18 protein-coding genes (1 of these 18 only partly in view) are annotated in these 23,201 nt (G+C 44.0%); 9 read left to right on the forward strand and 9 right to left on the reverse strand.

The genetic code is table 11. From position 1 onward, the window contains the following. Positions 1-57 precede the first annotated feature (57 nt). The 4 genes from hemC (at position 58) to add (ending at position 5,042) form a co-directional block, all read left to right on the forward strand. A complete protein-coding gene (gene hemC, locus PNC201_RS00425; protein WP_102055836.1) occupies positions 58-996 on the forward strand; it encodes a hydroxymethylbilane synthase in 939 nt (312 codons plus the stop codon). Next, positions 997-2,814, forward strand: coding sequence for a uroporphyrinogen-III C-methyltransferase (locus PNC201_RS00430; protein WP_102055837.1), 1,818 nt, complete (start codon positions 997-999; stop codon positions 2,812-2,814). Then, entirely contained in the window at positions 2,811-3,914 is a 1,104-nt protein-coding gene (locus PNC201_RS00435; RefSeq protein ID WP_102055838.1) for a heme biosynthesis HemY N-terminal domain-containing protein, read from the forward strand. Before PNC201_RS00430 ends, PNC201_RS00435 begins: the two co-directional genes overlap by 4 nt. A gap of 132 nt (positions 3,915-4,046) precedes the next feature. Further along, a complete protein-coding gene (gene add, locus PNC201_RS00440) occupies positions 4,047-5,042 on the forward strand; it encodes an adenosine deaminase (protein ID WP_039491021.1) in 996 nt (331 codons plus the stop codon). A gap of 20 nt (positions 5,043-5,062) precedes the next feature. On the opposite strand, the gene PNC201_RS00445 is transcribed toward add, so the two are convergent. From PNC201_RS00445 to ubiD, 3 genes are all read right to left on the reverse strand, one after another. Then, positions 5,063-5,473 (reverse strand): CBS domain-containing protein, encoded by a 411-nt coding sequence (locus PNC201_RS00445; protein WP_370599214.1) that lies wholly within the window; start codon positions 5,471-5,473, stop codon positions 5,063-5,065. A gap of 352 nt (positions 5,474-5,825) precedes the next feature. Beyond that, on the reverse strand, positions 5,826-6,539 hold the full coding sequence (gene fre, locus PNC201_RS00450) for an NAD(P)H-flavin reductase (protein ID WP_010604238.1): 714 nt from the start codon (positions 6,537-6,539) through the stop codon (positions 5,826-5,828). Between the two features lie 77 nt (positions 6,540-6,616). Further along, positions 6,617-8,089, reverse strand: coding sequence for a 4-hydroxy-3-polyprenylbenzoate decarboxylase (gene ubiD / locus PNC201_RS00455; protein ID WP_102055839.1), 1,473 nt, complete (start codon positions 8,087-8,089; stop codon positions 6,617-6,619). A 316-nt stretch (positions 8,090-8,405) separates the two neighbouring features. On the opposite strand from ubiD, the gene PNC201_RS00460 reads away from it, so the two are divergent. Next, entirely contained in the window at positions 8,406-11,018 is a 2,613-nt protein-coding gene (locus PNC201_RS00460) for a sensor domain-containing protein (protein ID WP_102055840.1), read from the forward strand. Here PNC201_RS00460 and PNC201_RS00465 read toward each other — a convergent pair. Both PNC201_RS00465 and PNC201_RS00470 read right to left on the reverse strand, forming a co-directional pair. After that, on the reverse strand, positions 11,015-11,785 hold the full coding sequence (locus PNC201_RS00465; protein ID WP_102055841.1) for a tetratricopeptide repeat protein: 771 nt from the start codon (positions 11,783-11,785) through the stop codon (positions 11,015-11,017). The two genes, PNC201_RS00460 and PNC201_RS00465, sit on opposite strands and share 4 nt — an antisense overlap. A gap of 89 nt (positions 11,786-11,874) precedes the next feature. After that, positions 11,875-13,269, reverse strand: a complete 1,395-nt coding sequence (locus PNC201_RS00470) for a M20/M25/M40 family metallo-hydrolase (RefSeq protein WP_102055842.1) — start codon at positions 13,267-13,269, stop codon at positions 11,875-11,877. A 191-nt stretch (positions 13,270-13,460) separates the two neighbouring features. On the opposite strand from PNC201_RS00470, the gene dbpA reads away from it, so the two are divergent. Further along, positions 13,461-14,843 carry an ATP-dependent RNA helicase DbpA gene (dbpA, locus tag PNC201_RS00475; RefSeq protein ID WP_102055843.1) on the forward strand — a complete coding sequence of 461 codons (1,383 nt, stop codon included), beginning with the start codon at positions 13,461-13,463 and terminating at the stop codon, positions 14,841-14,843. Here the strand turns inward: dbpA and PNC201_RS00480 are convergent. Beyond that, positions 14,832-15,416, reverse strand: a complete 585-nt coding sequence (locus PNC201_RS00480; RefSeq protein WP_010604244.1) for a DNA-J related domain-containing protein — start codon at positions 15,414-15,416, stop codon at positions 14,832-14,834. The two genes, dbpA and PNC201_RS00480, sit on opposite strands and share 12 nt — an antisense overlap. Before the next feature lie 155 nt (positions 15,417-15,571). Between PNC201_RS00480 and PNC201_RS00485 the strand changes: the two genes are divergently transcribed. Then, on the forward strand, positions 15,572-18,319 hold the full coding sequence (locus PNC201_RS00485) for a response regulator (RefSeq protein WP_233525195.1): 2,748 nt from the start codon (positions 15,572-15,574) through the stop codon (positions 18,317-18,319). On the opposite strand, the gene PNC201_RS00490 is transcribed toward PNC201_RS00485, so the two are convergent. The 3 genes from PNC201_RS00490 to trxA all read right to left on the reverse strand — a co-directional run bounded on the left by PNC201_RS00490 (position 18,316) and on the right by trxA (position 21,508). Beyond that, positions 18,316-19,578: a methyl-accepting chemotaxis protein gene (locus PNC201_RS00490; RefSeq protein ID WP_102055845.1), complete on the reverse strand. Its 1,263-nt coding sequence runs from the start codon at positions 19,576-19,578 to the stop codon at positions 18,316-18,318. The genes PNC201_RS00485 and PNC201_RS00490 overlap by 4 nt on opposite strands. Positions 19,579-19,716: 138 nt before the next feature. Beyond that, positions 19,717-20,976 (reverse strand): transcription termination factor Rho, encoded by a 1,260-nt coding sequence (gene rho, locus PNC201_RS00495; RefSeq protein WP_010604247.1) that lies wholly within the window; start codon positions 20,974-20,976, stop codon positions 19,717-19,719. A 205-nt stretch (positions 20,977-21,181) separates the two neighbouring features. After that, positions 21,182-21,508, reverse strand: coding sequence for a thioredoxin TrxA (trxA, locus tag PNC201_RS00505; RefSeq protein WP_010378172.1), 327 nt, complete (start codon positions 21,506-21,508; stop codon positions 21,182-21,184). A 91-nt stretch (positions 21,509-21,599) separates the two neighbouring features. Here trxA and rhlB point away from each other — a divergent pair, with 91 nt between their 5' ends. Then, entirely contained in the window at positions 21,600-22,880 is a 1,281-nt protein-coding gene (rhlB, locus tag PNC201_RS00510) for an ATP-dependent RNA helicase RhlB (RefSeq protein ID WP_010604249.1), read from the forward strand. A 52-nt stretch (positions 22,881-22,932) separates the two neighbouring features. After that, a protein-coding gene (gene gppA / locus PNC201_RS00515; protein WP_102055846.1) for a guanosine-5'-triphosphate,3'-diphosphate diphosphatase crosses the window boundary here: on the forward strand, positions 22,933-23,201 show its 5' end (the start). The gene runs 1,240 nt beyond the window's last position; only the first 269 of its 1,509 coding nucleotides appear in the window; its start codon is at positions 22,933-22,935; its stop codon lies off the right edge, out of view.

Consider the following 23,201-nt stretch of genomic DNA (forward strand, 5'->3'; position numbering starts at 1 on the left):
ACCACATAGTTAACTATTTGCAGCGGCAATAACGCTGCAATAAATGAAAGGCAAATCATGACAGAACAAGTTTCCATATTACGTATTGCAACGCGCAAAAGTGCTTTGGCGCTATGGCAAGCCGAATTTGTTAAGGCAGAGCTTGAAAAACACCATGCGAATCTAAAAGTAGAGCTCGTGCCGATGTCGACGAAAGGCGACAAGATCTTAGATACGCCACTGGCAAAAATTGGCGGTAAAGGGTTGTTCGTCAAAGAGCTTGAGCAGGCCATGTTAGAAGGGCGCGCAGATATTGCAGTGCATTCAATGAAAGATGTACCTGTTGATTTCCCAGAAGGGCTCGAGCTGCATACTATTTGCGAACGCGAAGACCCAAGAGACGCGTTTGTGTCTAATACTTATACCTCACTGGCAGAGTTGCCTGAAGGTGCTGTGGTTGGCACATCAAGCTTGCGTCGCCAATGTCAAATTCGAGCGGCTCGTCCGGACTTAGTCATTAAGGATTTACGTGGTAATGTGAATACTCGCCTAGCCAAGCTAGATGCGGGTGAGTTTGATGCCATTATTTTGGCCGCGGCGGGACTTATCCGGTTAGAAATGGTGGATAGAATCGCAAGTTATATTGAACCTGAAGATTCATTACCGGCCAATGGCCAAGGCGCTGTCGGCATTGAATGTCGTAGCGATGATGCTCAAACTAAAGCATTCCTTGCACCACTGGAGCACACTGATACACGTATTCGTGTACTTGCCGAGCGGGCAATGAACCGCCGTTTGGAAGGAGGATGTCAGGTTCCAATCGGTGCTTACGCCGAAGTCTCGGGCGATCAGGTGCACTTGCGCGGTTTAGTAGGTGCTGTCGATGGCAGCGAAATTTTGCGCGGCGAATGCTCAGGTATGGTTGCAGAGGCTGAGCAACTTGGAATTCAATTGGCAGAATCCTTACTTGCGCAAGGTGCAGATAAAATTCTTGCTGAGGTTTATAGGGACGCTTAAATGAAAGTTGTGCTAACTCGACCCGTTGGCAAATCAGAACCTTTATCGGAGTTACTGACACAGCAGCAAATTCGCTCAGTGATTTGCCCAGTATTGCAGCTTAACGAAGTGGCGGTGAGTGACACCGCCAAAGCAATGATAAGCGAAGCCGAGTTAGCTATTTTTGTCTCGCCAGATGCGGTGCGATACTTTCACCAATTAGAAGTACCATTAGCCGGACATTGCGCAGCTTTTGCTGTTGGCGAAGGCACGGCCGATGCTATCCAGCAGACCCTAAATATCAAGGCTAAATACCCTAAACAACCTGATTCCGAAGGCTTGCTTGCACTCCCGCAGCTGTCCTCTGTTGAGGGCAAGCGTGTATTGTTGGTCAAAGGGAAAGGCGGGCGTCCCGTCATTGCGCAAACTTTAAAAGCGCGGGGGGCCATCCTTGACAGTCTAGTGGTTTATGAACGCGTTGCCGTAAAAGACAATGCAGATGGCTGGTTAGACCACTGGCGAAGCCAGCAGATTGAAGGTATAGTCATTACCAGTAATAGTGCAGCGGATGCGATTTTTAATACGCAGTCGTCAGCAAGTAAAGATTGGTTGGCTCAGCGCACTTTCTTTGTTGTGAGCCAACGTATTGCTGAGCATGTACAGCAATCCTATAACATCGAACAGTCTCAAATTGTGGTATGTCATGGCCCTGATAATCGTGCCATCGCAGGGAGTATCATCGACTATACCAAGCAGCAAGGGCGCAAAATGACTCAGTCTGAATCGCAAACAAAGAATACAAATACCCAGCAAGCTGCAAAAGCAGCAGAGCAAACCGTAACGCCACATCACGCGAAGGCTGGTGTGAGTAAGGTTGCGCTCCTTGCATTATTAGTGGCGCTGGGTAGTGGCGCTGGTGCTGGCTATGTTTATTTGCAACAGCAACAACAGTTGCAACAAGCGTTGCTAGCTAACCAAGCGATTAACGCTGAAAATCAGCTATTAAACACGCAGCTGAGCGGCGCTAAGTCGCAACTTCAACGAGTAGAGAATGTGCTTGATTCGCTGCAAGACAATGTCGCAAAGCGATTGGCTGAGCAGCAGCAACATGTGGAAACCCAGCTAACGCAGACGCTTGCCAAGGCGCAGCAGCAAGTAAGCGGTGCAGTGGCCTCTGAAGCATTGTATTTACAGCGCCTTGCTGCATTTAAGGTTGCGGCAGAGCAAGATTATCTTGGCGCAATCGCTATCCTGCAGCGCTTGCAAGAGAGCTTAGAGTCTGAGTCCAACACGGCTGCTGTTAAGCAGGCGATTGCGAAAGATATTGCGGCTTTGAAGGCCTTGCCTAAGCCACAAACGGAGTCACTTTACTTTGAGCTTCATGGTTTATTGTCTCAAGTTGATACGCTAACGATCAAAACCAAGCAAATTCCGCAAAAGGCTGCGAGTGAAGATGCTGCGCTATCGCAACAGGTTGATGATTGGCAAGCGAACTTAAAGCGCTCTTGGCAGGGATTGGTTGATGACTTTATTACCATACGTCACCATGATGAAGTGGTGATAGACCCACTGCTAGATAAAAACGAGCAGCTGCTTATACGCACGCAGCTGCGTGCGTATTTAACCCAAGCACAAACTGCATTAATAGATCAACAAGCGAGCATTTACTTCAGTGCGCTTGATAGTGCAGCCGACACGCTGGCGCGTTATTTTGATACGCAACACGCGTCTGTGAGCGCGATGCAGCAGGCTTTAAACAAGCTGAGCCGCAGTGAAGTTCAGCGCCAAGAACCGATTGAACTTGTCACCCCAGCAGCAGTAAAAGGGTGGCTAAAATGATGGCAAAAATCATCACCTTCGCGCTTATTTTTATCGCGCTAGCCGCCAGTCATTTGCTCATTGATGAGAAAGGCTATGTGTTGATCTCTTTCAATCAAACCACGATTGAAGGCAGCATAGTGTCTTTCACTACCTTGCTGTTGCTTGCCATCACCGCTTTCGTGTTGTTGGGTAAGGTAGTGCGTTGGTCGTGGCATCGCCTAGTCAATACGAAAGGTCATTTTTCCAGAAAGCGTAAACTAAAAGCGCAACAAACATGGAACGAAAGTTTGTGGCTATTTATTAACGGCGAAGTGGAACAAGCCGCAACCTTGTTGACGAAAACGCCGCAGCCGGATGAACGCCAAGACTATGTGCGTGCCATCGCAGCCAAAGCGGCGTTAAAGCAAGGAGATATTGTCAAAGCGAATACGGAGCTAGAAGCAATATCGGATGTCAACCAAGGACAGCTTGCGGCACTATGGTTAGAGGCAAATAATAGTGAACAGGCGTTGGCTTTACTTGATGATAAAATGTCTGCGGCTAAACCAACTTCAGCGGTGCTTAGCGGTTACATTTTTGCTTGCCTACAGGCTAAGCAACCCGAGCTGGCTGCTGCACAAATCGCGAAGTGGCATAAAAAGCTTAACTGGAGTGATACACAGTGGCAGAGTGTGTTCGAGCGCATGTTTGTGATAGCCCCAGAGCAAGCAGACACTTTGTTTAATATGCTACCTAAGGCAGTAAAAGCGCATGCAATACCAGCCCTTAATAAGGTAAAGCTGCAACAGGGGCGCATAGCGGAAGTGCTGGGTGAGCTCAAGAAGCTGCTCAAACAAGGTCAATATCACCAGCTGGCCGACTATCTGCAACACAGCACGCAAAGTAATAATGAACTCAAGTTAGCACTGCAGCAGCAATTGAAAAAACATCCAGATGACAAGGAGTTGCTGTTCTCATTGGCTTGCCTTTGCAATGCTGAGGGGGATTACGAACTTGCTGCGAAGATCTTTGATTCTTTAAGCGCAAACCCTTGGGAAGCGCGCTGGAGTAAGCAAGCTCAGCTCGCCTACGAAAAAATGCATACCTACGAGAAAGCGTATTTAATCGCAAAATCGTAACGAAAAGCCTGCGCAGCAATGTGCAGGCTTTTTTGTATTAAAGTTAGCTATACTCAATTCTGACATATGTCCTTGCTATCTCAGTTTAGGTGCGTATGATCCCAAAAATTTTAACTGCAAATCGAGTCTCTTATGATCAATAACACACTCCCACTATTAGATTTACATCGCCACTTAGATGGTAACGTTCGTGCTACAACGATTTTAGAACTTGGCCAGCAGTTTAATATGGATTTACCAGCAACGGATCTCGAAGGTCTACGCCCGCATGTTCAAGTGTTGGACAATGCACCCAATCTAATGGCGTTTCTTGAAAAACTAGATTGGGGCGTAAAGGTACTAGGTGACTACGATGCTTGTCGCCGCATTGCGATTGAAAATGTTGCCGACGCAGTTGCACAAGGTATTGATTACACTGAGCTAAGGTTTAGCCCTTACTACATGGCAAAAACCCATAATCTACACCCGCAGGGCGTTGTTGAAGCCGTAGTCGACGGTGTACAAAGTGCAGTTAAAGGCCAAGACATTAAGGTTAACCTGATCGGGATTATGTCACGCACATTTGGTGTTGAGAAATGCCAATATGAGCTAGACGCGCTACTTGCCTTTAAAGAGCAGTTGGTTGCGATTGACCTCGCGGGTGACGAGCTGGGCTTCCCGGGCGAGCTGTTTATTGAACATTATAAGCAGGTTCGCGATGCTTACCTTGGTGTGACGGTACATGCTGGCGAAGCTGAGGGCGCGGTAAGTATCTGGCAAGCCATTAAAGAACTTGGTGCAACACGTATCGGTCACGGAGTTAAAGCAATCCATGACCCAGCTCTGATGGACTATTTACGTGATAATCGTATCGGGATCGAGTCTTGCCTAACCAGTAATATCCAAACAAGTACTGTCGAAAGTTTAACCACGCATCCATTGAAAGCATTTTTAGATCATGGTGTATTGGCAACCATCAATACCGATGACCCTGCGGTTCAAGGTATCGAGTTGGACAACGAGTATAGCCATGCAGCTGCGGCGGCAGGTTTAGATTTGAGTGATATCCATAAAGCGCAGCGCAATGCGGTTGAGATTGCCTTTTTAAGCGAAGCTGATAAAAAAGCGTTGCTTGCAAAGAAAGCGTAGGCTGAAATTGCTGTGTGGGATCACCCCGCACAGCTAAGATAACTCTCTTTTAGCGCCGCAACGACTTGGCTACGTGTCACAATTCCAATCACTTTGCCTTCATTGAGTACGGGATAAACCTTAGGACTATTTTGCTGCATACGTTGTGCAAGGTCGACAACGGTTGTTGCAGCTTCGATACTGAGGGCAGGCGTAGCCAGTAAGTCTCTCAGCTGTACTTTACCATCACAAAAGTAGCTGGAATTAAGCAAAGGCTTGAGTAGCTGCTGCTCTGAAATAAATCCAACAAGATGACGCTGTGCATCTATCACTGGCGCACCAATTAAATGATGCTTTTGTAGCAAACTAATCGCGTCGGTTAGTTCGGTCTCGGCGGTTAACTGTGGGAAATCGGGTGACATGATGTCACGAACATAGAGTTTACTCATCATATTTCTCGCGGTGTTTGTGTGTAATATGAGAGTAGCGGGTGAGACTGCTTTGGTAAAATGGATTATTTTGATTGGTTTATTCTGTTTTTTCAATGTGTGACTAAAGGCCAGCCACACATTGGATAAACTGCTATTAAATAACTTGGCTTAAGTTACTTAACCTGAGGTTTGGATAAGGAATGTTCCAACTCATTGTTTCTAAAGCACAACTTAGTTTTTTCCTTGTCTAGCCAGAGAGTTTTAGGGAAAATAAGGCGAATTTACGCACCAATAGCTGGCTATTGGAAGTGAATTCAACGCAGTTAGCGCTAAAACTGGCTGCTAGAAAGGCATTAATTATCCGCAGCTCAGGTTACTTAATAAACGCAAAAGCGTCGGCGTACATAAAGTCGCGCTCAGCACCATGATTGATAAAGTCATCACGCACGATACCTATCATGTCAAAGCGGCCAGCCATATAAATACTGTACGGTTCTAAAGAAACGATATCTTTCATCACAGCCTGATGAACGAAGCCGCGATGGCCTTGCCATGCTTCACTGGCATTTTCTACCACAGGAATAAACTGAAAGTGTTTATTTGAGGCGGCCCAAGCTTCCATCTCCGCTTTTGCATATAGCGCAGATTCTTCTTTTACACCCCAATAAAATAAAACAGGTTGGTCGTAACCTGTTTCAGCCAAGTGATCGGCCATAGATTTGACATAAGAAAACCCAGTGCCGCCGGCAAGTAGAACTAGTGGACGCGCTTGATCAACACGGATCTGAGATACGCCAAGACCAACTTCTAATGCAACGGTTTGCTTTGTATCAAAAGCGTTACGTAGGTGATCTAGTGATTGCATGGCATAAGAGTCTGCGCCAGAAGCACCGATATGTAACTCTAACTGCTCTGTTTTTGAAGGGCTGCTGGCAATCGAGAAAGCACGTTTGTCTTTTTCACCAAGTACCAATTGCAGATACTGGCCGGCTTCGAATTGCACCGCTTCTTCAGGTTTTAATATAACTTTGTGAACAAATTCCGTAAGAGGTGTAATTGAGACAACCTCTGCTGCTAATACTTGCATGTGTTACCTTTATTAAGCACGTGGCTAAAGTCTGTGCACTCTAGCATAGCTGAGTGCACAATGTTAGATGATATATGTCATTTGATGGTGATCCCTAGGGTATCCCAAATTTCGTCAACGTGTTGTTTAACCTTGGGATCCATAACGATAGGCTCGCCCCATTCACGGTCGGTCTCACCCGGCCACTTGTTGGTTGCGTCCATACCCATTTTAGAACCAAGTCCGGACACAGGGGAAGCAAAATCGAGATAATCAATAGGCGTGCTTTCAACTAAGGTGGTGTCTCTTGCGGGATCCATACGTGTTGTTATCGCCCAAATCACATCATTCCAGTCGCGAGCATTTACATCATCATCACAAACAATGACAAACTTGGTGTACATAAATTGTCTAAGGAAAGACCATACGCCCATCATCACGCGTTTAGCATGACCCGGATACTGCTTTTTCATGGTGACGACCGCCATGCGGTATGAGCAGCCTTCTGGTGGAAGGTAAAAATCGACGATTTCCGGAAATTGCTTTTGTAAAATCGGCACGAATACTTCGTTGAGCGCAACACCAAGAATAGCTGGCTCATCAGGCGGGCGGCCCGTATAAGTGCTGTGATAAATAGGATCTTTGCGATGTGTCATATGAGTGACAGTCATTACAGGGAAGTCGTCAACTTCATTGTAGTAGCCGGTGTGATCGCCATATGGGCCTTCTGGCGCGAGCTCGCCCGGTTGAATATATCCTTCTAAGACGATTTCGGCACTCGCTGGTACTTGCAGTTCGTTTGAAATTGATTTAACAACCTGCGTCTTACTACCACGCAGTAGACCTGCAAATGCGTATTCGCTTAGCGTATCTGGAACTGGGGTTACCGCACCTAAAATCGTCGCGGGATCAGCGCCAAGTGCAACAGATACCGGATACGGTTCGCCGGGGTGCTCTTTGCACCACTCCTGAAAATCAAGCGCACCGCCACGATGTGATAGCCAGCGCATAATAATTTTGTTTTTACCCAATAGCTGTTGACGATAAATCCCTAGGTTCTGACGCTTTTTATAAGGACCTTTGGTTACCGTTAACCCCCATGTAATTAAAGGTGCGGCATCACCAGGCCAGCAATGTTGAATAGGTAGTTTAGTGAGATCAACCTCATTATCGCTCAGTACAACTTCCTGACATGGGGCTTTTTTCACTTCTTTGGCTGGCATATTCAACACTTGTTTGAATACCGGTAGCTGGCCAATGGCTTCTTTAATTCCCTTCGGTGGATCGGGTTCTTTTAAAAAAGCGAGTAACTTGCCGACTTCTCTTAGTTCACTGACATCGCTTTGTCCCATCCCCATTGCGACGCGCTTTGGTGTGCCAAAGAGGTTAGCCAGTACCGGAATGTCATAACCAACAGGGTTTTCAAATAGGATAGCGGGTCCACCTGCTCGCAGCGTTCGGTCTGCAATTTCAGTCATTTCTAGTTTGGTGGAAATGGGCTGCTTGACGCGAACAAGTTCTCCTTGTTTTTCAAGCTGGGCTATAAAATCTCGTAAGTCTTGGTATTTCATCGGCGCACTGTGAGTTGAGTTTGGCCTAGTATATCAACTAGGCATATTTTTCCTAGCTGTACGGATGGGATGGTGAAAAGGTTTAGTGACTCACTTTTGCGTCTACACTATTGCGAAATAGACTACACTTTCAGAGCGTATTGGCTTGTCAGTACGCCGGAGCAAGTGTATAAATTGTTATAAAAAGATGTGTGTGTTGAGTTGTTTTGATATGAAACAAGCAAAAATCGACTTTCGATGTAGCTCACATACCCTTTGCGCTATAGTCGCCGCGGTTGCATAAAACGATATCCTGAGGGGTCTGAGTTTGAAGTTGATGTCAAAATTGCTCGGGGGGCTGCTGTTGCTGTTTTGTATTTCAGCACCAGCTAACGAGTTACCATATTATACTTTTTCTAATCATAGCGCGGTGATGTTGATCATCGAGCCCACGTCTGGAAAAATTTTGGATGCCAATAAGACTGCTGCCGCATTCTATGGTTATAGCGAGGCGGTACTAGAATCAAAAGTCATTCAAGATATCAACTTATTTACCGCCGAGCAGGTTGCCAATGAGCGTCAAGCGGCATTAAATGAAGGCCGCAATTATTTTATCTTCCAACATCAAACTGCAGACGGTAGTACTAAAACAGTGAGTGTTCACTCAACGCCGTTTGAAGATAGCGATGGTAAACCAAGGTTACTTTCTATCATTCAAGATATGAGTGAGCAGCGTAAGCTACAGCAAGATCTTTGGCATTACCAAGCCAATCTTGAACAACAGGTCATGCTGCAGACTGAAAAAATCAAGCAAGCCAATATGGTACAGGTCATTTTGTTAACTGCGGTAATTGCTGTGCTTATTCTATCGATGGCGGTATTGATGACCGTTTTGGTCAGGCTAAGGCGCTCCAATCAGCGAGCACAAGACCAAGGTGCGAAGCTCAGTGCCATTTTTGATGGTATTAAAGCATATCTGGTGTTTACGGATGAAACTCATCACATTGAAGCCGCTAATGGCTCAGTGTTAAAGGATTTTGATAGTTTAGAAGCGTTAAAATCAAAATCTATTTATACCTTATTTGATGTGCTTGATAGTGAAAAGCTGCTAACGGAAGGAACGCTTGAGTGCCAACTTGATGCGCGTTTTGGTTATCGCAATGTGCGGGTTTCTTGTGCCCCGGTGGTAAGTGAAACACAAGCAAAACTGGGTTTTATCTATGTTATTCAAGATATTACGGAAGAGCTTGAGAACGAAAGAGAACAGCGCTTGGCAAGTACGGTATTTTCGACAACCTCTGAAGGTGTGTTGGTCTCCGACAAACATAATCAAATCCAAATGGTAAATCGTGCATTTAGCGAAATTACAGGCTTTGGCATGGATGAAGTGATAGGGGAGACTCCATCAATCCTGAACTCTGGACGTCACGATGAGCGCTTTTTCAACGCGTTATATGATGACTTGGTTAACAAAGGCCATTGGGAGGGAGAGATTTGGAACAAGCGCAAAAATGGTGAAATTTATCCGAGTTGGCTGCAAGTATCTGCAGTATTTAACGATGCTCGGGAAATTGATATGTATGTTGCGTTATTCAGTGATATTACCTCGAGAAAACGTAACGAACAGTTGATGTGGCAGCAAGCCAACTTTGATAGTTTGACAGGTCTTGCAAACCGCCATCATTATCACGTTAAATTTGATTTAGCGTTAAAACGAGCAGCTCAGCTAGAAGAGCGCTTTGCAATTTGTTTTATCGATCTTGACCGCTTTAAAGCAGTGAATGACACGCTTGGACATCATATTGGTGATCTACTACTCAAAGAAGCTGCAAACCGTATTAATGAGTGCGTGCGCAGTTCTGATACCGTTGCAAGATTAGGTGGGGATGAGTTCGCGTTATTGCTACAAGATATAAGTTCTATCAGTGATTTAGAGCAGGTTGCGACTAAGATTTTACGTGCACTAGCCAACCCTTTTCATTTGGAAGGGCACGAAGCTTATGTATCCGGTAGTATGGGGATCACGCTTTACCCAGATGACGGCACCGATCGAAAAATCTTGCTACGTAATGCCGATAGTGCAATGTATAAAGCGAAGGAGCATGGTCGCGACTGTTTTCAATTCTATACTTCAGCGATGCATCAACATGCCAAAGCGCGTAGCGTGTTAGAAAGTGCCTTGCACAAAGCGCTGTCTAATCGAGAATTATCACTGGTGTACCAACCTATTTTTTCACAGCTTGGTAGAGGCGACCTCGTTGGCTGCGAGGTGTTGTTAAGATGGAAAAGTGAGTTGCTAGGCCATGTTTCTCCAGAGCAATTTATTCCCGTTTGCGAAGAACTAGGGCTTATCTTACCCATTGGAGAATGGGTGCTGTATCACGCTTGTTCTCAAGTTAAAGCTTGGCAAGACAACTACGGTAGACCCTTATTTATTGCAGTTAACGTTTCTAGTATCCAGTTTAAACGCCAAGATATGGTTGCATTAGTAAGAAAAGTACTTAAAGACACCAGACTAGAAGCTAAATATCTGACATTGGAAATCACAGAGTCAGTACTAGTTGAAAACTCAGACAAAATATTGTCACAATTAAAAGCATTAAGAGAAATTGGTGTAGAACTGGCGATTGACGACTTCGGTACTGGATATTCGTCGTTGAGTTATCTCAAGCGCTTCCCGCTTTCTAAATTGAAAATTGATAGAACCTTTATTCGTGATTTACCCGAAGATGAAGAAGATAAAGCGCTCGTCAGTGCGATTATATTGATGGCGCATAAATTGAACTTAAGGGTCATTGCAGAAGGGGTTGAAACCCCCGCACAATGCATGTTTTTAAAGAATTTACTGTGTGATATGACACAAGGCTATTTTCATTCTAAACCGGTGGCACAACAAGAGTTTGAAGCAAACGTTTTGACTGTGCAGTATCACAAGCAAAGTCACAGTTAACAGGGGTGGTCTTGGCATAACTTAGCCAGAGCTGTCTGTGCTTTATGATTACCTTGCTCTGCGGCAAGTTTAAGCCAGTGGATCGCTTTTTTAATGTCTTTTGCACCGCCTTCACCGTCGCGAAGCATTGTCCCATAGTTATATTGTGCCCAAGGGTTGCCGGTTTTAGCTGCTGCTGCAAATCCCGTTTTTGCTTCTTCAAAGTTTCCTTGGCTGTAAGCGTGAATTGCTTCTTGGTTCTGTGCAGAGATCTTAGGTCCATTATATAGTGGCTTCGGCTTTTTAAATCTTTGTCTAACAACGCCGCCGAGTACATGGATCCCTACAGGCCTGTATACGGAGACTATGGTTTCATCGTCAAGTAAGTCTAATAGATTGTCTTTTTCTAGCGTCAGCCTTTGTGGCTTAAAATAATGATCGGTCATTAGCATGCTGACACGGATATCTCGGGTGATGTTACGCATTGTTCGATAAGTGTAGGCACTTTCCTTCACTTCAATGTTGTCATCTGTCAGCTCAGTAATTTGTAATATCTGAAAAGCAGGATCATAAACTTGCCCAGTGTTCTTGCCAGCGTCAAAAATAATCAGGTCATCGATTTGTGGGGATGCTAAGTATGTTTGATAACTAGCGATTTGTTGTTGATGCTGGTTATAAAAGTAAAATGCAATAGTGACCACAATTAGTGCCGACACGGCAACTTTATATTTACTGATGAAGTTGAATATTGTGTCGTAAAACGAAAAAAATACGCTTTTGATTTCCATATTCTATTAGTTAGTTAGGTGTGGGTATGTCTAAGGTAGGCAACTTGAGTGTAGGGGACAAGTGTACTTGTCCCCATAAGTGTAAGATTTTATTTCCCTGCCATTTTCGTTTTGGCATCGGCTGCCATTAAGGCAAATACGGCGTATGCCGCGGTATTTTGCTTTAGTTTTTCTGGATCGACTTTATCAAGCGTGTCATCAGCTGTGTGGTGATAATCAAAATAATCGGTTCCATCTTGGTGTAAAGCGAAGATTGGCGCTGATGTAGCATTTTTCAGCGGAATTAAGTCAGGACCACCATGTGCGCTATTCTTGCCAATATAAGTAACGCCAAGTGGTGCCAATTGCTTTGCAATCTCACGCACAACCGGTAAGGAAGCGGCATTTACGTTTGATTCAAACGCATACACTACATCTGCACCAAAATCGGACTCGGATGCGGCTACGATGCGGTCTAATTCTGCCTGATGCTTTTTAAAATAAGCTTTTGCTCCCCAAAGACCGAGTTCTTCTGCTGCAAATAGGACTACGCGGACACTACGTTTAGGGCGTTTTACATCGGCAATATGCTTAGCTGCCGCCATCGTTAATGCAACACCAGCACCATCATCGAGTGCACCAGTACCCAGATCCCAAGAGTCTAAGTGACCACCAATCAAGACATATTGCTCTGGAAACTCAGTACCCGTGAATTCACCGATGACGTTATAACTGGTTCCTTCACCTAAGTCCTCAGTTTGAATATTTAGCGCGACTTTAACGGCATGACCAGAGTTGATAAGGCGTGCTAGCTGATCCGCATCTGGGTTCGCAACTGCAGTGGACGGGATTTTTGTCACTCCCGCTTTATAGTGACTGCCGCCAGTGTGCGCGAAGCGGTGGTGGCTGGTGCTGACTGAGCGCATCATATAGGCGATAGCGCCTTTTTTAGCCGCTTCTACGGCGCCGCTATTACGAGCTCTTACTGCCGGTCCATAGCCATTACCATCAATATCGCGGTTCATGCGGTAATTAATAAAAGCTATTTTACCTTTTAAGCTATTGTCTGGCGAAGCAATCAGCTCATCGAGGGTCTCAAACAACACGACTTCGCCACTTAAGCCATCTTTTGGTGTGCTGACACTGTTACCGAGCGCTGTAAGGTGTAGCGGTTGTTCGCTCGGTATCAGGATTTTTGCAGACTCATGGTAGCGGCGCCATTCAGGAAAGGTCGCTTCCTCAAGCCAGACTTTGTCAAAGCCCAGTTGCTCAAATTGTTTCTTTGCCCAAGCTACCGCTTTTTTATCATTTTCGGTACCTGGTAAGCGTGGGCCTACTTCTGTGGTGAGGGATTCTAGTAGTTGCCAACTTAGGTTGCTGTGGCTTGCGGCTTCTCTAACTTGTTTAACTTGTTCTAATTGTTGTGTAGTAAATTCTTCGGCTTGCAGTGCTGTACTCAAACCTGCGCTTAATAAACCAAATGCCAATAGTGATTTAAACTTCATGATAATCCTTGGTAAAAATGGAGTTACCGAGAGATTAAAGCATAAATTGTGATGTAAGTCCGTGTATTGCGATGAGGATAATTCATCCACAATCTAGGGGCGCTTTATCTTGGAATAATAGAGTAAAGCGGTTAGCGAATTTACACATTTGGTATAAAATACGCGATTAAGATAGCGAATAGGAAAGCACTGTGTCGATCACTTCATTTTCTCAATTACCTCTAAACCAAGCGCTTGCTCAGCGCCTTGTAGATCTTAACTACATGGTGCCAACAGCAGTACAGTCTGTGAGTTTAGCGCCGGCGCTGACTGGACGAGATTTAGTCGTGAAAGGGAAAACCGGATCTGGTAAAACACTGGTGTTTTCACTTGCGCTGCTGAATAAGTTGCAGCCCGAGTGCAATGAGGTTCAGGCTTTGGTGTTATGTCCAACGAGAGAGTTGGCTGATCAAGTCGCACAAGAGATCAGAAAAATTGCAGCTTTAATTGGTAACGTCAAAGTGCAAACACTCTGCGGAGGAACGCCAATTGAACCTCAAACACGGGCGTTGCAACACGGTGCGCATATTGTTGTTGGTACACCTGGTCGAGTTGAAGAGCATGTTTTTAATGGCTCACTCATGCTAACTGAAACGCAGACTGTGGTATTCGACGAAGCTGATCAGATGCTGGATATGGGCTTTACTGAAACGCTAGAAAGCATTTTAGTGTATGTCCCTGAAGTTCGACAAACACTAATGTTTAGTGCGACTTACCCAGATAAGATCATGAAACTGGCGAAGCAATATATGCGTGAGCCAGAGTTTGTTGAAGCAAAAGAAGAACAAGCACACCACAGCATTAAGCAAACCTTTTATAAGTTAGACAACAATAAAATGCGCTTTAACGCGCTGAGAGTGCTGTTAATGCAGCACCAGCCGCAAAGCTGTATCGTTTTTTGTAATACCAAAGCTGAGACTAAGCGACTATTCGAAGAATTACGCCAAACCGGACTTGCTTGTGTCGAGTTACATGGCGATTTAGATCAAGGTGAGCGTGAGTGGTCATTGCTCACCTTTGCTAATAAGAGTGCCAATATTTTGGTTGCCACTGACGTGGCCGCTCGAGGGCTCGACGTTGAGGAAGTTGAGCTTGTGGTTAACTATCATTTGGCGCTTGAGCCACAGACGCATATTCACCGTGTTGGTCGTACGGGCCGGGGTGAGCACAAAGGTATCGCAGTATCTCTTTATGGAGAAAAAGAAGCCTTCAAAATAAAACAGTTGGCGGAAATATATGGTCAAGAGCTAAAACATGGCACGTTGCCGGGCCATTCACTGCTCGAAAAACCAGCCTATAAGTCGAATATGGTGACCCTCATGATTGAAGGTGGAAAGCAACAAAAGCTTCGCAAAGGAGATATCGTCGGCAGCTTGACAGGTGAAGAGGGCATTAACTTTAAACAAATTGGTAAAATCAATATATATGATGTACAAACCTTCGTAGCTGTAAAACGCGAGGCAGTTAAGCCTGCACTACGAAAGCTTAACAATAGCAAAATTAAAAATAAGCGCTATAAAGCCCTACGTGCTTAAGGTCTGCTTAAGTATCTCATACTCGTTCATTAAGCGTTTGAAAGTCTCCTCATCACCTGATTTATCTGGGTGATGAGTCAGGGCCAGTTTTCTCCAACATTGACTTAACATCCTGCGATCATATCCGTTAGGCAGTCGCCAGCGTGTTTTAATCGCGTTTAATTCGTCAGCCTTGATATTAATTCGCTGGCGAGCGCCATTGAATGCAAAGCGCTGCCAAAAGTTATCCAACAGAGCACTCACTTCTTCACTGCTGGTTTCATAGTGTTGCCAATCTAAATAGTAGCTTCTGAGCGGATCATCTAATGCTAATTGATGTTCACCTAGTCGTGGAGCTAGATAAACATTGAGCGCTTCAACATGCAGGTATTGACCCTCAGCGAATACTTCTTGCTGAAGTTGGTACAGGGCATTCATGATCAGAAAGTTGCGCTTGAAGAGATTTTTATTTTCATCTTCATCAAGGCGAGGTAGTTGCTGTTGTTCCATCAGAGCGGCGGCAATAGTGTGTACTTTTAAAGATTGATTTTGACAAATTAATTTAAAAATAACATCTGTAAGCGGATTGAACATTGTCGCCTCTTTAGTCTTGGTGTATCTTCACACTACCACGCAGACTAAATGATAAGCAATGGAGAGCAACAATGAATTTATCGAGGCTACTAAAGCCCAGATCTGTGTTTGCGTGTTGTTTTTATCTCTCTACTACTTTTCATGCGGAATATGCAGTGAGTAATACTTCACTCACTGAACGCATTACGGAAATGAAGCTGATTACGAATTGGCAACAAAAAAAAATTCTAGGCAAGGAACTTCTCGCTGAGAAAAAGCTCGGAAAAGAGAAAAAAGTGGACATTTTGTTTAGCCTTGGTAAGTCTGCTTATAGTCACAATCAGTTTAAAGATGCACTAGCTTTTCTTAGTCAGCTAGAATTAATCACCCAGTCAGAGCCCTTAACTGACAACCACTTTACTGCTGTTAAGCTACAAGGGATCTGTAATTTCTATCTCGGTCAATACCAACAGGCAATAGAGTTTTACTCTCGTGCTTTAGCGCTGGCTGAGCAGCGTAATATCCCTATTGAAATGGCTAACTTACACAGCAACCTAGGGTTGGCCTACTTTAAAAACTTTACTTTAGATCTTGCACTACAAAACTATTTAAAAGCGGACGAGCTCTATCAGGAGTTTGGCAATGCTCAAGATCACGCTGACATTCTACTCAATATTTCAGGGGTTTATATTCGTCAAGCTGCCTACGATAAAGCGGAGGAGATGCTACATACCGCGCTTAAAGCTTTTAATGAATTGGGTGATGAATATGGTGTCGCGCTTGCTCATGCAGATCTTGGAGTCCTGTATACGGAAACGAAAAAGCCTGAATTGGCTAAAGCTTCTTATCAGGCCGCCATTACGTATTATGAAGCTCAAAATGATGTTCGCCATTTATCGTACGAATACGTTAACCTCGCACTTCTTAGCTATTCCTTAGATCAGCTTGACGTTGCTGAAAAAGAGGCGAATTTTGCACTTTATTACGCTGAAAAGGCTCAAAACCCCGCTAATGTTATGGAGGCGCAATATACATTAGCACAAATATTTTTTGCACAAGGCAGACTTGTAGAAGCCTTAGCGAATGCTGAGCAAAGTTTAGCTGCCAGCCGATTGATGCACGAGCAGAAGAAGGAGCGAATGTCGCTACGTTTACTAGCGCTAATTGAGGCTGCTCAAGGTAATATACAACAAGCTAGAGAATATGACTCGCAAAATCTGGAAGCGCAAAAGCGCTTAATGAATGATGACGTGCTTAAGCGAATCAATGATTATCGTGCTAAGTATGAAGCGAGTGAGCTTTCTCGAGAAGTTGAAGTGCTCAAGCAAGAGCAAAAATTACAGCTACTGAAAGAAGAGCAGCGCAGCCAGTTACAATTGTTGGGTGTTATCATTGCACTATTAACCTTACTGACAACTTTCGCACTTTACCGACGTAAGATTGAGCAAAGAGCAAAACTGGAGCTAAGTCAAAAAGTCGCACTCAGAACATCTGAGCTTCAGCAAAAAGCGGATGAGTTAAAAGCGGCAAATCAAGTGAAAAGTCAATTTCTAGCAAACATGAGCCATGAAATCAGAACGCCACTTACTACGGTGCTGGGACATGCAGAAGACTTGTTGGTCGAACAAGATTTAAATGCTCAGGCACAAGCTTCAGTCAGAACTATCTATAATCAAGGGTTACACTTACGAGATCTCGTCAATGATATTCTTGACCTAAGTCGAATCGAAGCTGAGCGCTTAGAGCTTGAATCAACAGAGTTTTCGGTAAGCAGCTTACTTGCGGACTTATGCGATATGTTTCAACAAAATATCCAGAGTAAGCAATTAGAGTTTATCGTTTGTGACCAGGTCAGGGCTAACGCTTACGTGCGTTTAGATTACATTCGAGTAAAACAAATACTAATAAACTTGCTAAGTAATGCCCTAAAGTTTACCGAAAAAGGCCGTATTGAATTAGAAGTATCTGAAACGCACCATGGCTTACAGTTTGTGGTGAAGGACACAGGTATTGGCATGACTGAGCAGCAGATAGGCCGAATTTTTGATAATTTCCAACAAGCTGACAACAGCATAACAAGGCGCTTTGGTGGCTCTGGGCTCGGATTAAGTTTGTCGAGCCAGCTTGCGCATATGATGAATGGTGAAATAAAAGTTCAAAGCATTATTGATAAAGGCAGTATCTTCTCTTTTCATGTACCTTGTACTGTGTATCTCAATGTCGCGGCCACTGAAGCGCAAGAACCTCAGCTAAAGCAACCTTTGTTATCAGGTACTGTGTTGGTTGTAGAGGATCACCCTGAAAACCGCCAATTATTCTCTCGTATGATCGAGCGGACGGGGGCGACGGTCATTGTAGCCGAAAATGGTGCTCGAGCGGTTGAACAGTGTCTTAGTGACTTTCCTGATTTGGTGCTTATGGACATTCAAATGCCAAGAATGGATGGTGTCGAAGCATTAAGGATTATTCGTTCTGCTGGCTATTCTGGGCCGATATACGCGCTAACCGCTAATGTACTGATGGAAGAAGTCAAATCATATATTGATTCTGGATTCAATGGACATATTGGCAAGCCGATTAATAAAAATGAATTGCTGGGAGCTCTGAATACGCATTTGAACTTTGAGCATGGCAAAGCATATGAGCTTAATATCGATTTATCGGACTTAAGAGATAGCTTCGCAAGTACTTTTGAACAAGAGCGTTATTTACTAATTGATGCTTGGCAAAATAAAGAGCTGCTCACACTCCAGGCTATTTGCCATAAGTTGGCGGGGGCGGCATCTATGTTTGAATTTCCCGAACTGGCAAGTATAGCCATAGAATTTGAAAAAGTGTTAAAGCAAGGAAATGAAGATCAGTTTCAGTCTTTGTTCTTAGCGATGTGCGATCAGCTAAAATCTAAAGAGTCTTTAGCGTCCTAAAATAGTTCTATATCATCAGCATTCCCCACATTTGAGTTTTCAGGTTGCTCAATATTACTGATTGATACCCGTGAACTGTCTTTTCTGGTGTCTAGTTCCGGGGTGTAATCTGAAATCTTAAACATGGATAACTTGGAATGAATACTTTGCGATAGTGCTATGAGGTCACGATTGGAGACAGCCTGTATTCTTGTACTTGAAAGTGCATCTGAATTCAGGTGCACCATTGACTCTATGCTCTCTTGAGCTTCGTCAGAGGCTTGCTTCTGTTCTCCAACTTGTCGATGAATATCGTGAGACATTTGGTTGATAGAGAGCATCGCGTTTTCTATTTCGTCAACCTCTTTTGTAGAGGCTTCGCTTAATTTTACCGTGTTATCTGTTTCCTCTAGTGCTGCTTGCATGAGTGCGTAAACAGAATCTGTACCGGATTGAATTTTTCTGATAACCAGACTTACTTCTTTTGTAGATTGGCTTGTTCTTGCCGCTAAATTACGAACTTCATCAGCAACGACGGCAAAGCCTCTGCCTAGCTCGCCAGCTCGTGCTGCTTCAATCGCAGCGTTTAGCGCAAGTAAATTGGTCTGCTCTGCAATAGCATTAATAACTTCAAGCACTGAGCTAATTTCGTTGCTGTCTGTTTTGAGCAACTCTATTTGTTCATTGGTCTTTTTGATGTTATCTGCAAGAGTTAGCAGGCTTTCTTGGCTTTTGTCAGTATCTAATCTGGTCTGCTTCACTGCCGTTGTAGCGTTTTCTACAGATGCGTAGATCTGCTCTAAGCTAGTATCTAAACGCGCGGAAATCTCTAACATAGACTGTATCGAGGTGGCTAAGTATTCTCCGTGAGTATGTTGTAGCGTCGCTTTTTGCGTCATGGATGCGTAGGTATCTCTTAAACTATCTGCCATTGGGTGAAGTCGAGAAGAAGATGCGTATACTTCACTAATTATATGTTCTATAACGGCGAAGCAATCATTCATTAGTAGGCAGGACTTAGAAATATTTTTATCTTGTTCGTTAAAGCGATACGTTAGGTCGACACCATTGTCGTTGATAAAGTTGCGAACGAGATGTTCCATATGCTTTTCAGCGGAAGAGGTTTTCTTAAAGCATAAAAGCTGGAAGAGCGCCCCCAGTGCTAGAGCTCCGAGAGCAACAGCTATTTTGGCTGTATCAGAAGATAGCAAGGTGATTGCGAGTGTTACCGAAGCCAGATTAAACAGTGTGACAGCGGCAATAATACGACTCGGCTTCATTCTATATCCCTAGGTTCATTATTCAAACTTGGTTTAAATTCACTAGGTAAGGTATAGAACAAAAACAGGTAGTTGGCGAACCTGAAACGCAAAAAGCCAGCATAAGCTGGCTTTTCAATAATTAGACTCAGAGTCTACTTACTTACGACGCATTGAGTCGAAAAACTCATCGTTTGTTTTGCTCATGGAAAGCTTATCAATAAGGAATTCCATGGCATCGATCTCACTCATTTCATGCACAATCTTGCGCAAGATCCACATCTTTTGAAGCTCATCAGTCTTCGTCAATAGTTCTTCACGACGAGTACCAGAGCGGTTGAAGTCGATAGCTGGGAACACACGTTTTTCCGCAATCTTACGGTTTAGGTGTAGTTCCATGTTACCCGTACCTTTAAACTCTTCGTAGATAACTTCATCCATCTTAGAGCCGGTATCGATAAGTGCCGTTGCGATGATGGTTAAGCTTCCGCCTTCCTCAACATTACGTGCAGCACCAAAGAAGCGCTTAGGTTTGTGAAGTGCATTGGCATCAACACCACCAGTTAATACTTTACCTGAGGAAGGAATAACCGTGTTGTATGCTCGAGCAAGACGTGTGATTGAGTCAAGTAGAATAATAACATCCTTCTTATGCTCAACTAAGCGTTTTGCTTTTTCGATTACCATTTCTGCTACTTGAACGTGGCGGTTGGCAGGTTCGTCAAACGTAGAAGCAATTACTTCACCTTGAACAAGACGCTGCATCTCAGTTACTTCTTCCGGACGTTCATCGATTAGTAGTACCATCAATGTTGCATCTGGGTTGTTGTATGTGATGGACTGAGCAATGTTTTGAAGCAACATTGTCTTACCCGCTTTTGGTGGTGCAACGATAAGTGCACGCTGACCTTTACCAATTGGAGAAGCAAGGTCTAATACTCGAGCGGTAATATCTTCTGTACTACCGTTACCTCGCTCCATTACCATACGCTCATTAGCATGAATAGGCGTTAGGTTTTCGAATAGGATTTTGGTACGAGAGTTTTCAGGCTTATCGAAGTTAACTTCATTAACTTTCAATAATGCAAAGTATCTTTCGCCATCTTTTGGTGGTCTGATTAAACCACTGATGGTATCACCGGTACGCAGGCTGAAACGTCTAATCTGGCTCGGAGAAACATAAATATCATCAGGGCCAGCTAGGTAAGATGCTTCTGAAGAACGTAAAAAGCCGAAGCCATCTTGTAAAATTTCTAAAACACCGCCGCCGTATATATTCTCGCCGCTTTTCGCGTGCGCTTTCAAAATAGCAAAGATAATATCTTGTTTTCTTAAACGAGCTACGTTTTCAAGTCCCATGGACTCAGCAAGTTTTACAAGTTCATTGATTGACTTGTCTTTTAATTCGCGTAAATGCATATTGGTGGGTTCTTTATTACAGTTGTCATTCTCGTTAGTTTCACGAGAGAGGTTGATTTGATAAAGCTTAAAGGTTTGTGGCTTTATAAGTTAGCAGCTAGGCGTCAGGTCGTCCAGTGTTTATACAAATTTTATTCTATTAAAAATGATATAGATCAGGTCTACAACTGCGGCAGTGATGCCGCAGAGTATGTAACAGCCTGAATTACAGGTTGTTTTCTAGGAACTCAACAAGTTGAGTCTTAGATAGAGCACCAACTTTGGTTGCTGCTACTGCACCATCTTTAAACAGTAATAGTGTTGGAATACCACGGATACCGTACTTAGGTGGAGTTCCTGCGTTTTGGTCAATATTCAGTTTGCCGATCGCAACGCGGTCACCGTGTGATTCTGCAACTTCATCAAGGATAGGCGCAATCATCTTACAAGGGCCACACCATTCTGCCCAGAAATCTACTAGTACAGGCTTGTCAGATTTGATTACGTCAGCTTCAAAGCTGTCATCAGTTAGTTGGATAATTTTGTCGCTCATTACGCTCTCCGTTAGAATTAGGCGAAATATTTAATGCGTATTTAAACACTCTTGTTTCTTATTGCAAGTTTAAACGTTATGCTTTATTGCTATGACTAAGACACATTTGACCAATAAAACATTCAACGACTTTGCTTTAGCGCCGGAAGTGGTCGCCGGTTTACAGGAAAATGGCTTCGAATTTTGTACGCCAATCCAAGCAAAGTGTATACCTTACATCTGTGAAGGCCGCGATATCGCGGGTCAGGCACAAACTGGTACGGGCAAAACCCTTGCGTTTTTGACCGCGACCTGTCATCGCCTATTGCAGACTAAAAAGGATAAAAAAACGCAACCTCGTGCAATTATTATGGCACCGACTCGAGAGTTGGCTATCCAAATACATAAGGACGCGCAAGTCATTGCGCCACGTTGTGATCTTAAGCTTGCCCTTGTATATGGTGGCGAAGATTACGAAAAACAACGGGCTCAACTGGAAAAAGGTGCGGATATACTAATCGGAACGACTGGGCGTTTAATCGATTTTTATAAGCAGGGTGCTTATAACCTCAATGATATCGAAGTGGTTGTGCTAGATGAAGCAGACCGAATGTTTGATTTAGGTTTTATCAAAGACATTCGTTATTTGTTCAATCGCATGCCAGGTCGTGAAGAGCGATTAAATCTATTATTCTCTGCAACACTGTCATACAGAGTGCAAGAGTTAGCATTCGAACACATGACCAATCCTATTCATGTGCAAATTGAGCCAGATGTTAAAACGGGCAAGCGTATTCAAGAAGAGCTATTTCACCCGTCAACAGAGGACAAAATACCTTTACTGCTGACTTTGATTGAGGAAGAGTGGCCAGAGAAGGCAATCATTTTTGCTAATACTAAGCACAGCTGCGAAAACGTATATGCATGGCTGAAAGCGGATGGTCACCGTGCTGGTTTGCTTACTGGCGATGTGAACCAAAAGAAACGCCAATCAATATTAGCGCAGTTTACGCGTGGTGATGTTGACTTGCTGGTTGCGACTGATGTTGCAGCACGTGGTTTACATATTCCTGAAGTAAGTCATGTGTTCAACTTTGACTTGCCGGATGACAGAGAAGACTACGTTCACCGCATTGGTCGTACGGGTCGAGCTGGTGCATCTGGACATGCGATTAGTTTCGCGTGCGAGCAATATGCCTACAATTTACATGAGATAGAAGAATACATAGAACATGCAATTCCTGTTTCTCATTATGATAAAACAGCACTATTAACTGACTTGCGTGCGCCTCAAGTAAATAAACGTCGTCATTCAGGCCATGGTAATAGTGGTAACAAGCAACGTGGTGGCGGTCGCCGAACTGGTGGCTATAGAAAACCACAATCCAAATAAACTTGGATAGTAAAGTAGTAAGCGCTTAATGCGATTTGTTGAGGTTTGAAAAGTGGCAAAGACTGCTTCGAAGGAAGATATTTACGCTGTAATAGACTTAGGTTCTAACAGCTTTCATATGTTGATAGCGAAACATATGGCAGGCGGTATTCACACAATCGGCCGTGTGAAAAGGAAGGTGCGGCTGGCATCTGGGCTTAATGACCAAAATGAATTGTCGCTTGAGGCGATGCAAAGAGGATGGGAATGCCTTGCTTTGTTTGCTGAGCGCTTACAAGATATCCCCAAGCAAAATGTCAGTATTGTAGCGACTGCGACATT

The sequence above is a fragment of the Pseudoalteromonas sp. NC201 genome, from assembly GCF_002850255.1.
GTDB lineage: Bacteria > Pseudomonadota > Gammaproteobacteria > Enterobacterales > Alteromonadaceae > Pseudoalteromonas.